The following is a 13,007-nucleotide window of genomic DNA, read 5'->3' as shown; positions in this document are numbered from 1 at the left end:
GGACTGGCTGTTAATCTCGCCTTGCAGGTTTGACGGCAAGCTTCGCTAACGGCGAAGCTTGCTGAAAATTCACACCGGCATATCAATCAGCAGTGCCCGCAAGGGTGTCATGGCGGAAACCGTCAGGCTGTTTTCCTGATGGATAAACGCGCCATCGCCACAGGCCAGTTTTTGTAGCTCGTGGCTGACCGAACCCTGCGCATCAATTTGACCGTGAATTGATTGCAGATAGGCGCGCGGTCCGCGTACCGGCAGCGTGATTTGCTCACCTGCTGCTAAATCCAGATGGTGGATCCACACATTTTGCCGCAGTTGCAGGCTGCCCTTTTCTCCGTCCGGTGAGGCGAGCAGGAAATGCGTGGTGTCCGGCAGCGTCATCTTCTGCGTGAGTGCATTTTCATGCTCGGGGCAGGCATCAAGCCACAACTGCATCCGCGTCAGCGGCTGACTGGCGCTGATGTTCAGTTCGCTGTAACTGACATTGGGCTGTGTCGATAATAATGCCGCTTCACCGGCTTGCGCCCGGATGCTGTTGCCTGCGCTGTCGCGATATTCCGCTGCGCCTTGCAGGATGATATTCAGAACATCCACTCGCGGATAGGTACGTGGCTGAAAACTGGCACCCGGCGCCAGCACTTCCTGGTTCAGGACGCGCAGTGACGCGTAACCCATCAGTTTCGGATCAAAGTAATGGCCAAAGGAAAATGTATACCGTGCCTGGAGCCAGCCAAAGTCAGCGGTACCGCACTCTTTTGCCGTTCTGCTGGTGATCATGGCGGTCGCCTCTCTTAAAAATTTCGATGTATAAATGGTAAGCGTCTGGACGTGCGATTGTTAGCCAGTTAATCTGGTCGCTATATTCAAATTTCCTGAAAGAGAAAAGAATGGCTAAGGATCGCGCACTCACACTGGAAGCCTTACGGGTCATGGATGCCATTGACCGCCGGGGCAGTTTTGCTGCTGCTGCCGACGAGCTGGGCCGCGTCCCGTCTGCGTTGAGCTATACCATGCAGAAACTGGAAGAGGAGCTGGATGTGGTGCTGTTTGACCGTTCAGGTCATCGGACAAAATTCACCAATGTTGGCCGTATGTTACTCGAACGTGGACGTGTGTTGCTGGAAGCGGCCGATAAGCTGACCGTCGATGCTGAAGCCTTAGCCCGCGGCTGGGAAACCCACATTACCATCGTGTGTGAGGCGTTATCGCCTGCTGCGCAGTTGTTCCCGCTGATTGAAAAGCTGGCGCTGAAAGCTAATACGCAGGTGTCGTTGATCACTGAAGTGCTGGCCGGTGCATGGGAGCGTCTCGAGCAGGGGCGTGCGGATATCGTTATCGCGCCCGATATGCATTTTCGCTCTTCCACCGAAATTAACAGCCGCAAGCTGTACAAACTGGTCAGCGTGTATGTGGCCGCGCCGGACCATCCAATCCATCTGGAAGCCGAGCCTTTATCTGACGTCAGCCGGGTGAAATACCGCGGGATTGCCGTGGCAGATACCGCCCGTGAGCGCCCGGTGTTAACCGTTCAGTTGCTTGATAAACAGCAGCGTCTGACCGTCAGCACGATTGAAGAGAAACGCAAAGCGCTGCTGGCAGGATTAGGCGTGGCGACGATGCCTTATCCGATGGTCGAGAAAGACATCGAGGAAGGGCGTCTGCGGGTGGTCAGCGCGGAATATAACCGTGAGACAGATATCATCATGGCATGGCGCCGTGACAGCATGGGCGAGGCAAAGGCCTGGTTCCTGCGTGAAATTCCAAAGTTACTGGCGACGCGGGAAGCGAAATAAACTGTCCTTCCCCTCGTGAAAGGGGAAGGAGTATAACGAAATCAAAAACGCGTATCGCGGCCGTGTTCAGACTCTAAATCCTGTGCCGGTCCGGTCGAAATAATCCCGTAAGGGTTGATGGTCGCGTGGCTGCGGTAATAGTGATTACGGATGTGTGCAAAATCCACCGTGTCGCGAATGCCCGGCATCTGGTAGATATCGCGCAGGAAACCGTACAGATTCGGGTAATCGCTGATGCGGTAACGGTCGCACTTGAAGTGCGTGACATACACCGGATCAAAACGCACCAGCGTGGTCCATAAACGCAGATCGGCTTCAGTCAGCTGGTTGCCGGTCAGATAACGGTGTTTACTCAGCAGTTCCTCGGCCCGTTCCAGCGCGGCGAAAACACCGTCAACGGCTTCATCGTACGCGCCCTGAGACGTCGCAAAACCCGCCTTATAAACGCCATTGTTGATCTGCGGGTAGACCCACTCATTAATTTCATCAATCGCCGGGCGCAACGCCACGGGATAATAATCCCCGGCTTTTGCACCCACGGCATCAAACGCGCTGTTAAACATGCGGATAATATCGGCGGATTCATTGCTGACGATGGTTTGCTGTTTTTTATCCCACAGGATTGGCACGGTGACACGGCCTGTGTAATCGTTCTGCGCCCGCAGATAGATTTCGTAAGCGTAGTTGAGATGATACAAATCATCGCCGGTTGCTGCCGGGAAATCAGTAGCGAAAGTCCAGCCATGTTCAAGCATCAGCGGGTGAACGACAGAAACGGGAATGATGTCTTCCAGTCCTTTCAGCGTGCGCATTACCAATGTGCGGTGCGCCCACGGACAGGCCAGTGAAACATACAGATGATAGCGGTCGCGCTCTGCGGTAAAGCCACCCACGCCGTGATCGCCAGGTGTGCCATCCGGCGTTATCCAGTTGCGAAACTGTGCTGCTGAACGTTTGAAATGACCCCCGGTCGACTTGGTGTCGTACCAGGTGTCCTGCCAAACGCCATTGACGAGTTGTCCCATATTTCCTCCTTCCCCATTATCCTTCGCGCCGCCGTGATGCAACCCGAAGGATTCAGGCGAGATTTACAGATAAATAATAAAAAAGGGCGAGGTGATTAATCACATCGCCCTGCAGGTCGCTCTTTTGTCTTATTTAATTATAGCTTGGTTGTTGCTCCCTGGTGCCGGGGCAATTACCAGTTTTTCTTGATCAGGCGGTCGATGCTGAATGCGCCCGGGCCGGAAGCGAACAGTACGAAGAAACCACCGGCGATAGACAGGTTTTTCATGAACATCATCTGGTTCACGCCCTGTGCGAAATCAGTGTGGAAAATCAGCGCAGTCAGAATGGTGAAGATTGCTGTGATCAGCGCTGTGGTACGGGTGAAGAAACCAAACAGAATCGCCAGACCGCCGCCGAATTCCAGCAAGATTGTCAGTGGCAGGAAGAAGCTCGGCACGCCCATAGACGTCATGTAACCGGCAGTCGCGGTATAACCGTTGATTTTGCCCCAGCCAGCAACGATGAACAGGATTGGCATCAGAATACGTGCAACCAGCAAAGCAGTGTCTTGTAACTTGTTCATTTTCTACTCCAGATTAATGTGCCCAAGGCGGGCTAAAATGTTACCGGTCCGGTCAGAAAATGTTTCATGCCGTTACCGCATCAGTTGATGACGAGATAATAAGTCGGATGGTTACGCTTTGTTAGCAAGTAAAACTGTTTGAATGCTTCAAATAAATTGAACAGTTGAGGGATTGTTATTCAAAAAGAAAAGGGCTGATTGATTTCCAATCAGCCCTTTTAACAGGAGGAGGTTTGAGGCTATTTATTGCCGATGGTTTTACGGAACAGCCTGATGGTGCCCCAGATGCCAAAAGCACGCCGTGACCAGCGAACAACCGCACTGGGGTGCCGGATACCGTAAACAGCCAGCAGGCTTGAGCCCACGACCAGATATTTACGCATATCCACCAGTTTTACCCAGTAATGATCCACTTTGGCGGTGGCCTCCAGCCAGTCAGAACCGGCCTGAGAAAGCTCGCCACGCTGACGCTCGATTTTGCGTAGCAGTCTGACTTTTTCGATAGCGCGGTCCGGAATACTCATTGCTCGTCATCCTTTTCCAGCAGGGCGCGATCGACATCCAGTTGCTTGCGGGTGAGGCTAAGCAGTGTGGAGCGCCTGGCTTTCGCCAGCGTCATTGCACCCAGGATCACTGCCAGGAGCAGCAATACGCCAGTTGTCGTGGCTATCGCCGTAAGACGATAGGCCGGATCGATGGCCCAGAATAAAACCACCAGCAAACTCATAAGACCAAAAGCGGTAAATATCAGGGTAATACCGGCCATGAGCAGTAATTGGAAAATATTGGCCTTTTCCTCTTCCAGCTCGACAACGGCCAGTCTGACACGGGTCTCAACTATGCTCACCACGACAGTGGCAATGCGTGAAACGATGTCAAACAACCCTTTACCCGGTCCTTGTGGTGCAGGTTTAATTGGCTCAGCCATAATTAGCGGCGGGCTAACAGAACGCCGATGACAACGCCGACTGCGGCACCAATACCGACGCCAGTCCAGGGTTTTTCATGCACGTAATCGTCGGCTTTACCGGCAATTTCTTTGGTCTGGTAGGCAATCTTATCGCCCGTATCGCTCAGACGTTCGCGGGTATCTTTGAGCAGGGATTCTGCTTTGCCACGCAGTTTATCGAGTTCAGCTTTCGGCTTATCGGTAGAGGTCTGAAGAACTTCTTCCAGCGTGTCTGCCAATGACTTGAGTTCAGCGCGCAGTTGTTCTGATGTATTACTAGCCATGTGTAAGTCACTCCATACGTTAACTGATTCGAACTTTTAACATAGCGGATATTCAGGTGATCGCAAATACGAATTATCTGTTACCACCCACAGAAACCCTGAAAAATCCGCTATATCGCGGTAAATCGAACTCCGGAAATCGACTCTGGCAGAAAGGATTACATAGCCTCAGCTTCTTTCAGTTCAGACTTCGCTTCGTCCAGTTTATGCTGTTTTTTGATGACTTTGTCATGATCGCCTTTTGCCTGAGCTTCTTTCAGCTCCTGCTCACGCTCCGCAACTTTCTCACGTTTTTCTTCAATTTTTTTCTGCTTTTCAGCTTGCAGACCGGCTTCGGTGCAATGTTCTTTATTCTCGCGCAGCGCTTTTTCCAGTCCGTCTACACGGTTCTGATTGTTGTGCACACGAGCTTCGTCGATTTGCTTCTGGATTTCGTTTTGCTTAGTGGCACAGGTTTCCGGCTGCGATGCCGCAAAGCTGGCCGTGGTGAACAACAGGGCAGGGGTTAAAACGAGGGCGGTTAACGTCAATTTCATCTTGTAGCTTCCTTTTGATAGTTAAGTGAGTGTGGCACTTAATGTCCTAAATGATTAGTTGAGTGAATAACTCGCTTTGAATGATATCACCGCTGAATGAGCGGTGATATCAGATGAATCCCCCTTTTGTCGCTAAGGGAATTATCCAAATTTCAGACTGTCGCGCTCCAGTTTATGGAGCCACTCTTTCGCGTGCGGCGGTTCGCAATACTGGATCATAAATCCCGGCGGCAAAATGTCCTGCAGGGCTTCTTCTGCCAGCTCGCGCTGAGATGAAGAATCCAGCTGAACCACCAGCCCGTCATTGAGCGGGGTGATACTTTTGATATGGATGCCCCGCTGACTGAGGCTCTGGTATACATAAAAGCCGTCAGGCAGTGACGTTCCGGTTCTGGCAGGACGGATTTGCAACGCGCTGGCAGGCACCGGCAGGTGCGATAATGCCAGTGCAAACATCGCCACAATCGCTATCAGCATCAGCATCCCCGGCCAGATAAATGACCGGCTTTTCAGCCTCTGGCTCATGATGCGCTCTTACCTTTGTTCTGACGGTCTGCATGTTTTTTCCGCCACAACACGACGATTGATCCCACCAGGCCGCCGATTAACAACAGCACCGGTAACAACATCAGGCAGTTCATGACCTGATCCTCATACTTGAGGAACAGCGGCGTTTTACCGAGGAAATATCCCAGCGAGGTCAGGATCAGGATCCACAACAAGCCGCTGACCCAGTTGAAAAACTGAAAACGGCTGTTGCTCAGTCCTGACAGGCCGGCAATCGTTGGCAAGAGTGTGCGGACAAATGCCAGAAAACGGCCAACTAACAGCGCCGAAAGGCCGTGTTTATGGAAAAGAGCATGTGCGCGTTCGTGGTAATGCACGGGGAGATGTGCCAGCCAGCTTTGTACTATTCGCGTATTTCCCAGCCATTTTCCCTGCGCGTAACTGAGCCAGCAGCCGAGACTCGCCGCACTGGTGAGCAGGAAAAGCGTTAACGGGAAATTCATCGCATCTTTGGCAATTAGTACACCGACCAGGATCAGGAGACTGTCACCGGGTAAAAAAGCCGCGGGAAGCAGGCCATTTTCCAAAAAAATGATCATGAATAAAATCAGGTACAGCGCCCAGACCAGTGAGGGGTCAGCGAGGGTTTTATAATCTTGTTGCCAGAGGGCATCGATGAGCGAGCTGATAATTTCCATCTGTCTTGTGAAACTCCATCATTTTCAGTGAGTCAGCAAAAGCATCAGCGGAGAAATTGTCTCGACGCTGTCTGCCGGGCTGATAGGGTAGCCAAGTCCCTGGCGGGTTGATTGTTCTGATGCCGTTAGTTTTGATGGCATTGTATTTACGCGTCATTTTGCTTTCTTAAACGCGGCTCAGACGGGTAAAAAAAGTGGTCTAACTGTAACAAAATACCAATAGCTCAGACAGGTAAATATAGCGCGTTGAGACCGATCATTTAAGTCTGCAGCGCGTTTGGGAAAGGGTTTTACATTGGCTGACACTACTCGACAGTGTCTGACAGGTTCAGCGAGGGAGAGAGCAGAAAGAGTAAAATGGCAGGTTGGGGGAATTAACCTGCCTTAAAGGGAATTATTTGGTATTGAGCACAGGGGGATCGAGATGCACAACCGGGTTTTCTGAGTACAGATAACGGTCTACATTGAATTCGAAATCATCACTGGTCGCGCGGAAAAGCATTTGTTTAGTGTTTTCCAGATGCTGCCACATCGCCAGTTTCGCAGCGTGCGGATCACGGCGTATCAGCGCTTTCAGGATCAGGTCATGATCCTCGCACCAGCTTTCAATGGATTTCTCATCGATATGCTCATGCAGTTTGCGCCAGTAAGGGTTGTGCAAACGCTGGCTCCACATCTTCTCGACAATGGTCGCCAGTGCGCTGTTTTGCGTCGCCTGGGCAACCTGCACGTGGAATTTCAAATCCCACTCAGAATCACGAAAACGATCTTCCTGCCGCGCGTGTTCCTGAATTTCCATCAGACGCATGATGTCTTGTTTCGTCACCTGAGTCGCGGCGAATTCAGCGATGTTACTTTCAATCAACTGCCGTGCCTGTAAAAGCTCAAACGGACCGGAGGTTCCAAACTCACTCCCACAATCCGGCACCACCAGATGGCGCTGCTGGTTTGACATGACATGGATGCCTGACCCTTTACGCACTTCCACGTAACCTTCAACTTCGAGCATGATAATCGCTTCACGCACCACGGTGCGACTGACATCCATTTCATCGGAAATCAGACGTTCGGCCGGTAACTTCTCGCCTACCGGATACAAACCTGTTTCGATGCGTTCCTTGAGCGTAGCAGCCAGTTGTTGATATAGACGTCTGGTGTCTGTGGATTCCATATGAGTGCTCTTTAAAGTAGTGAAACCTGTAAGAAGTAAGTGTCAGACAGACCTGTGAACTTATTATACAAGTGCCAGTATACGATTTACGAAAGGCTGTTGCACCGTGCATTGGGCAGAAAGGTTTTGGAGAAATGTCAGAAAACAGTAAAGCCCGGTAAAAGAGTTACCGGGCTTTAATACGACGGATCAGGCTTTTGCGGTTTTGAGCGGAGCCGGAGCCACTTCTGCTGCTGAACGGTTTTGCAGAACAGTCCAGATGATGATGGCACCGAGCAGGTCGAAGACCGCAAGCGCTGCAAACAGCGGGCTGAAACCAATGGTATCGGCCAGCGCACCCACCACCAAAGCAAACATGGTACTTGCCATCCAGGCCGCCATCCCGGTCAGACCGTTGGCTGTCGCCACTTCGTTACGACCGAACACGTCAGAAGACAAGGTGATCAGCGCGCCGGACAGTGACTGGTGAGCAAAGCCACCGATACACAGTAAAGCGATAGCCGCGTAAGGGCTGGTGAACAGGCCGATCATGCCAGGGCCAATCATCAGAACCGCACCCATGGTGACCACCATTTTACGGGAAACGATCAGGTTAACTTTGAAGTATTTCTGGAATAACGGTGGCAGATAGCCGCCCAGAATACAGCCGAGGTCAGCAAACAGCATCGGCATCCAGGCAAACATCGCGATTTCTTTCAGGTTAAAGCCATACACTTTGAACATGAACAGCGGGATCCAAGCATTGAATGTCCCCCAGGCAGGTTCAGCCAGGAAACGTGGCAGCGCGATGCCCCAGAACTGACGGTTACGCAGGATCTGCATGGCAGACATTTTCTTGCCATTGTTAGTCTGATGCTGTGCTTCCTGACCTTCCAGAATGTAATCACGTTCTTCATTGCTGAGTTTCTTCTGATCTTTAGGATGCTTGTAGAACACCAGCCAGCCCAATGCCCAGACCAGGCTTAACGCACCGGTAATGATGAAGGCCAGCTGCCAGCTGTGCATCACGATGCACCAGACGACCAGTGGTGGCGCAATCATCCCGCCGATAGAGGAACCGACGTTGAAGTAGCCGACGGCAATAGAACGCTCTTTGGCCGGGAACCATTCACTGCTGGCTTTCAGACCGGCAGGGATCATAGCGGCTTCGGCCATACCGACCGCACCGCGGGCGATAGCGAGGCCACCCCAGCTGCTTGCCAGCGCCGTTGCCATACAGAAGATGGCCCACATGATGGCGAACATGGCGTAACCGACTTTGGTGCCCATCACATCCAGAACGTAACCGGCTACCGGCTGCATCAGGGTATAGCAGGCGGAATAGGCGGCGATAATGTAAGAATATTGCTGTGTGCTGATGTTCAACTGGCTCATCAGCGTAGGTGCTGCGGCGGCAATAGCGTTACGTGTCAGATAACCCAGTATCGTGCCGCAGGTAACCAGCGCGATCATGTACCAGCGTAACCCTTTAATCTTAGCCATTTAACTCTCTCCCAGTAAATAATCCGGCGATGACAGCGACAGGCTGTCAGGGCGTATTTCGCGCCACCTCAATAAGCGTGGGGTTCTGGCTTTCCTTAACGTTTTCCGGGTACCACGCCGCCAGAGGATTTCACTGGGAGCTGCCCGATACTTATACGCACTGCGTTATTGTTATTTGTGCGTAAGGATCCGATGAACGTCCTGAACACCAGAATGAATACTTCGCCATGGTCTGATCGAGCCCGGGAAGTAATTTGCCCGGGCAACAGCGAAAGGACGTGGCAGGTAATCTCTGACGCTCTTGTCCGGGCGATGCAAAGATAACTTGTCATACAGATTTAAAATTTGAATGACATCACAAAACCACATTTATATTGTGTGGTTACTTAACTTTTTTAACTACAGAGTTATTTACTTGATTTTACAATGAAAAGTGAATTTATCTTGATGGGCTTCACACTTTTCAGAAAGTGATTAACAAAGATAACGAAATTAGCGAAACGTAATTGGTGTAACAACTTCACCAAATGATCACATTTAATCTGAACAGTTAATGAACAGGATTATTTGTCCAAAAATGACTGATAAAGTGTTTACCGGATGAAGACATCATTCGCTGAGGCCTGAAAGACGGGCTGGCGGCGGAATATGAAGCGCAGACTAAAAAGGAGTAAGCGGCAAAAGCCGTTTTGTTACATCTGGTACGAATTAACTTGTCATACAGATTTAAAGTTTGAGTGACATCACAAAATGACACTCTGATTGTGAGGATAATAGACAACAGCGGTTTTTAGCTTTAACGCTATTATTTTACAGAGAGTTAGTGGGTTTTTATGGTCTTAAATCGCTGGCTTGTGCAGGGTTAGCCCCCTAAAAAGAGCTGGACGACAATCTAAATTGGTGTGATAACTTCGCACCATTGAGTGACAACTCTACAGAATTCATGATGAGGAACCTAAGATGGCGCAGTTTTTAACGGAAGACTTCCTTCTCGACACAGAATTCGCACGTCGCTTGTATCACGACTACGCGAAAGATGAGCCAATTTTTGATTACCACTGCCATTTGCCGCCTGAGCTGATTGCCCAGGACTACAAATTTAAAAACCTGTATGACATTTGGCTGAAAGGCGATCACTACAAATGGCGCGCGATGCGCACCAACGGTGTGCCTGAGCGTATGTGTACAGGTGATGCCAGCGACCGCGAGAAATTTGACGCCTGGGCTGCAACGGTTCCTCACACTATCGGTAACCCGCTTTACCACTGGACGCACCTTGAATTGCGCCGTCCGTTTGGTATCACCGGCAAACTGCTTTCCCCGTCTACAGCAGGCGAAATCTGGGAACGCGGTAATGAACTGCTGGCGCAGGATGACTTCTCTGCCCGCGGCATCATGAAACAGATGAACGTGAAAATGGTCGGCACCACCGATGACCCGATCGATTCTCTGGAGCATCATAAAGCGGTTGCGCAAGATCCCAGCTTTGACGTCAAAGTGCTGCCAAGCTGGCGCCCGGATAAAGCCTTTAACATTGAAGCCGCGACCTTCGTCGATTACATGAAAAAACTGGAAGCGGCGGCCGATGTTTCCATTACCCGTTTCAGCGATCTGCGTGATGCCCTGAAAAAACGTATGGATCACTTTGCGGCGCACGGTTGCAAAGTTTCTGACCATGCGCTTGACGTTGTCGTGTACGGCGAAGCGGATGACGCGACGCTGGACGGCATTCTGTCCCGTCGTCTGAACGGTGAAACGCCGACTGCGCAAGAAATTGCTCAGTTCAAAACCGGTGTTCTGCTGTATCTGGCTTCTGAATATCAGCGTCGTGAATGGGTACAGCAGTACCACATTGGTGCGCTGCGCAATAACAACACCCGTATGTTCCAGCTGATTGGCGCAGACGTCGGTTTCGACTCCATTAACGACCAGCCGCTGGCAGAACCGCTGTCAAAACTGCTGGGCGCGCAAGGTCTGGCCGGTGGCCTGCCAAAAACTATTCTGTACTGCCTGAACCCGCGTGATAACGAAGTGATCGGTACCATGGTTGGTAACTTCCAGGGTGAAGGGATGCCGGGCAAAATGCAGTTCGGTTCCGGCTGGTGGTTTAACGACCAGAAAGACGGCATGCAACGTCAGATGACACAGCTTGCCAACCTGGGCTTACTGAGCCGTTTTGTCGGTATGCTGACCGACAGCCGCAGCTTCCTGTCCTATACGCGTCATGAATATTTCCGTCGCATCCTGTGCCAGATGATCGGCCGCTGGGTGGAAGACGGCGAAGCGCCGGCAGATATGGAGCTGCTGGGCAATATGGTGAAAAACATCTGCTTCGATAACGCCAAACAGTATTTCCAGATTGAACTGAACTGATCGGCATGAACTAAACAGTAATCACTAAACAGTACAACGGAGCGCAGGTTCCTGCGCTCCTGAAAAAACATATTTAATCAATAATTATCCCAACAGAGAACGACGGCCACGGGGCATTTATCCCGCCCTCAAAGACCGGAGTCTGAGCAAATTAAGGTGAATGTGAGATGCAAAGGTTAAATCGCCGTGACTTCCCTGGCCGTCAGCACCCGGACAAAATTATTCAATTTGGTGAAGGTAACTTCTTACGTGCGTTTGTTGACTGGCAAATCGACCTGCTGAATGAACACACTGATCTTGATGCCGGTATTGTCGTGGTTCGCCCGATCGATACTGATTTTCCACCTTCACTGAGCACTCAGGATGGTCTGTATACCACCATCATCAGCGGTCTGAACGAACAGGGTGAAACGGTGCGTGATACCCGCATCATCCGTTCCGTAAACCGCGAAATTAATATCTACCATCAGTTTGATGAATATCTGGCGCTGGCCCGTGACCCGAATATTCGCTTCGTGTTCTCCAACACCACGGAAGCCGGTATCAGCTATGTCGAGAGCGATCGTCTGGAAGATGCGCCTCCGGCCAGTTTCCCGGCCAAGCTGACCCGTTTGCTGTTCGAGCGTTTCACACATTTCTCCGGTGCGGCTGATAAGGGCTGGGTTCTGCTGCCCTGCGAACTGATCGACTATAACGGGGAAGCGTTGCAGGAACTGGTATTACGTTATGCGCAACAATGGGCGCTTCCGGCGGCATTTACTCAGTGGCTGGAAAACAGCAATACATTCTGCTCAACGCTGGTTGACCGCATCGTCACCGGTTATCCGCGCAGTGAAGTCGACAGCCTGCAGCAGGAACTGGGGTATCAGGACAGCTTCTTCGACAGCGCTGAACACTTCTATCTGTTCGTGATCCAGGGGCCGAAAAGTCTGGCGCAGGAACTGCGTCTGGACAAACTGCCGCTGAATATCCGTCTGGTTGACGACATCAAACCTTATAAAGAACGCAAAGTGGCGATCCTCAACGGCGCGCACACCGCACTGGTGCCGGTGGCCTTCCTGGCAGGACTGAATACTGTGGGCGAGTCGATGAATGACGCGCAAATCAGCCGCTTCGTCGAACTGGCGATCGCCGAGGAAATCTCGCCGGTGCTGGATCTGCCGCAGGATGAGCTGACGTCGTTTGCACAGGCGGTGCTCAGTCGTTTCCGCAACCCGTTCATTCAGCATCAGTTGCTGTCGATTGCCCTGAACGGCATGACCAAATACCGCACCCGTATTTTGCCGCAACTGCTGGCGAGTCAGGAAAAGAATCAGCTTCTGCCTCCGCGCCTGACCTTTGCACTGGCGGCGTTACTGGCGTTTTACCGGGGTGAGCGTAACGGTGAAGTTTATCCGCTGCAGGACGATGCACACTGGCTGAGCCGTTTCTCCGGCCTGTGGAGCGATGTGCGTAACGGCAGCCTGCCGTTAATCGGGCTGGTCGAAACGGTGCTGGCGGATGAAGAACACTGGGGACGTGACCTGAATACCGTGCCGGGTCTGACGGCGAAAGTGACCGGGCAATTGCAGGCGATTGAAGATCGCGGCATGCGTGATGCGTTGGCGGCTTACAGCTAAGAGAGCA

The 13,007-nt window shown here is 51.6% G+C and carries 14 protein-coding genes; 3 read left to right on the top strand and 11 right to left on the bottom strand.

Translation table 11 applies throughout. The annotated features are described in order from the left end of the window. Nucleotides 1-69 precede the first annotated feature (69 nt). On the bottom strand, nt 70-774 hold the full coding sequence (locus J1778_RS20920) for a pirin family protein (protein ID WP_217174797.1): 705 nt from the start codon (nt 772-774) through the stop codon (nt 70-72). A gap of 110 nt (nt 775-884) precedes the next feature. Between J1778_RS20920 and J1778_RS20915 the strand changes: the two genes are divergently transcribed. Continuing rightward, the gene (locus J1778_RS20915) at nt 885-1,790 is read left to right on the top strand and encodes a LysR family transcriptional regulator (protein WP_217174796.1); all 906 of its coding nucleotides are present in this window, start codon (nt 885-887) and stop codon (nt 1,788-1,790) included. 41 nt (nt 1,791-1,831) lie between these two features. On the opposite strand, the gene J1778_RS20910 is transcribed toward J1778_RS20915, so the two are convergent. The 10 genes from J1778_RS20910 to J1778_RS20865 all read right to left on the bottom strand — a co-directional run bounded on the left by J1778_RS20910 (nt 1,832) and on the right by J1778_RS20865 (nt 9,008). Next, complete coding sequence (locus J1778_RS20910) at nt 1,832-2,815, bottom strand: glutathione S-transferase family protein (RefSeq protein WP_217174795.1); 984 nt, start codon at nt 2,813-2,815, stop codon at nt 1,832-1,834. 173 nt (nt 2,816-2,988) lie between these two features. After that, a complete protein-coding gene (locus J1778_RS20905) occupies nt 2,989-3,381 on the bottom strand; it encodes a DoxX family protein (RefSeq protein ID WP_112288087.1) in 393 nt (130 codons plus the stop codon). Between the two features lie 239 nt (nt 3,382-3,620). Then, on the bottom strand, nt 3,621-3,905 hold the full coding sequence (locus tag J1778_RS20900) for a YqjK-like family protein (protein ID WP_217174794.1): 285 nt from the start codon (nt 3,903-3,905) through the stop codon (nt 3,621-3,623). Beyond that, the gene (locus J1778_RS20895; RefSeq protein WP_217174793.1) at nt 3,902-4,309 is read right to left on the bottom strand and encodes a phage holin family protein; all 408 of its coding nucleotides are present in this window, start codon (nt 4,307-4,309) and stop codon (nt 3,902-3,904) included. Before J1778_RS20895 ends, J1778_RS20900 begins: the two co-directional genes overlap by 4 nt. Nucleotides 4,310-4,311: 2 nt before the next feature. Beyond that, on the bottom strand, nt 4,312-4,614 hold the full coding sequence (locus J1778_RS20890; RefSeq protein WP_013577208.1) for an ElaB/YgaM/YqjD family protein: 303 nt from the start codon (nt 4,612-4,614) through the stop codon (nt 4,312-4,314). 158 nt (nt 4,615-4,772) lie between these two features. Continuing rightward, a complete protein-coding gene (locus J1778_RS20885; RefSeq protein ID WP_217174792.1) occupies nt 4,773-5,150 on the bottom strand; it encodes a DUF1090 domain-containing protein in 378 nt (125 codons plus the stop codon). A 141-nt stretch (nt 5,151-5,291) separates the two neighbouring features. Then, nucleotides 5,292-5,675, bottom strand: a complete 384-nt coding sequence (gene mzrA / locus J1778_RS20880) for an EnvZ/OmpR regulon moderator MzrA (protein ID WP_217174791.1) — start codon at nt 5,673-5,675, stop codon at nt 5,292-5,294. Beyond that, on the bottom strand, nt 5,672-6,355 hold the full coding sequence (locus J1778_RS20875; RefSeq protein ID WP_217174790.1) for a DedA family protein: 684 nt from the start codon (nt 6,353-6,355) through the stop codon (nt 5,672-5,674). The genes mzrA and J1778_RS20875 overlap by 4 nt, the downstream gene beginning before the upstream one ends. Nucleotides 6,356-6,749: 394 nt before the next feature. After that, nucleotides 6,750-7,526 (bottom strand): transcriptional regulator ExuR, encoded by a 777-nt coding sequence (exuR, locus tag J1778_RS20870; RefSeq protein ID WP_217174789.1) that lies wholly within the window; start codon nt 7,524-7,526, stop codon nt 6,750-6,752. 189 nt (nt 7,527-7,715) lie between these two features. Further along, a complete protein-coding gene (locus tag J1778_RS20865; protein ID WP_217174788.1) occupies nt 7,716-9,008 on the bottom strand; it encodes an MFS transporter in 1,293 nt (430 codons plus the stop codon). A gap of 960 nt (nt 9,009-9,968) precedes the next feature. Between J1778_RS20865 and uxaC the strand changes: the two genes are divergently transcribed. Continuing rightward, nucleotides 9,969-11,381, top strand: a complete 1,413-nt coding sequence (gene uxaC, locus J1778_RS20860; RefSeq protein WP_217174787.1) for a glucuronate isomerase — start codon at nt 9,969-9,971, stop codon at nt 11,379-11,381. 167 nt (nt 11,382-11,548) lie between these two features. Further along, a complete protein-coding gene (locus tag J1778_RS20855; RefSeq protein WP_217174786.1) occupies nt 11,549-13,000 on the top strand; it encodes a tagaturonate reductase in 1,452 nt (483 codons plus the stop codon). Nucleotides 13,001-13,007 lie beyond the last annotated feature (7 nt).

The organism is Rahnella bonaserana, from assembly GCF_019049675.1.
Taxonomy (GTDB): domain Bacteria; phylum Pseudomonadota; class Gammaproteobacteria; order Enterobacterales; family Enterobacteriaceae; genus Rahnella; species Rahnella bonaserana.
Note: the sequence above shows the minus strand (reverse complement) of the source record. Positions and strands in the feature narration are given on the sequence as shown.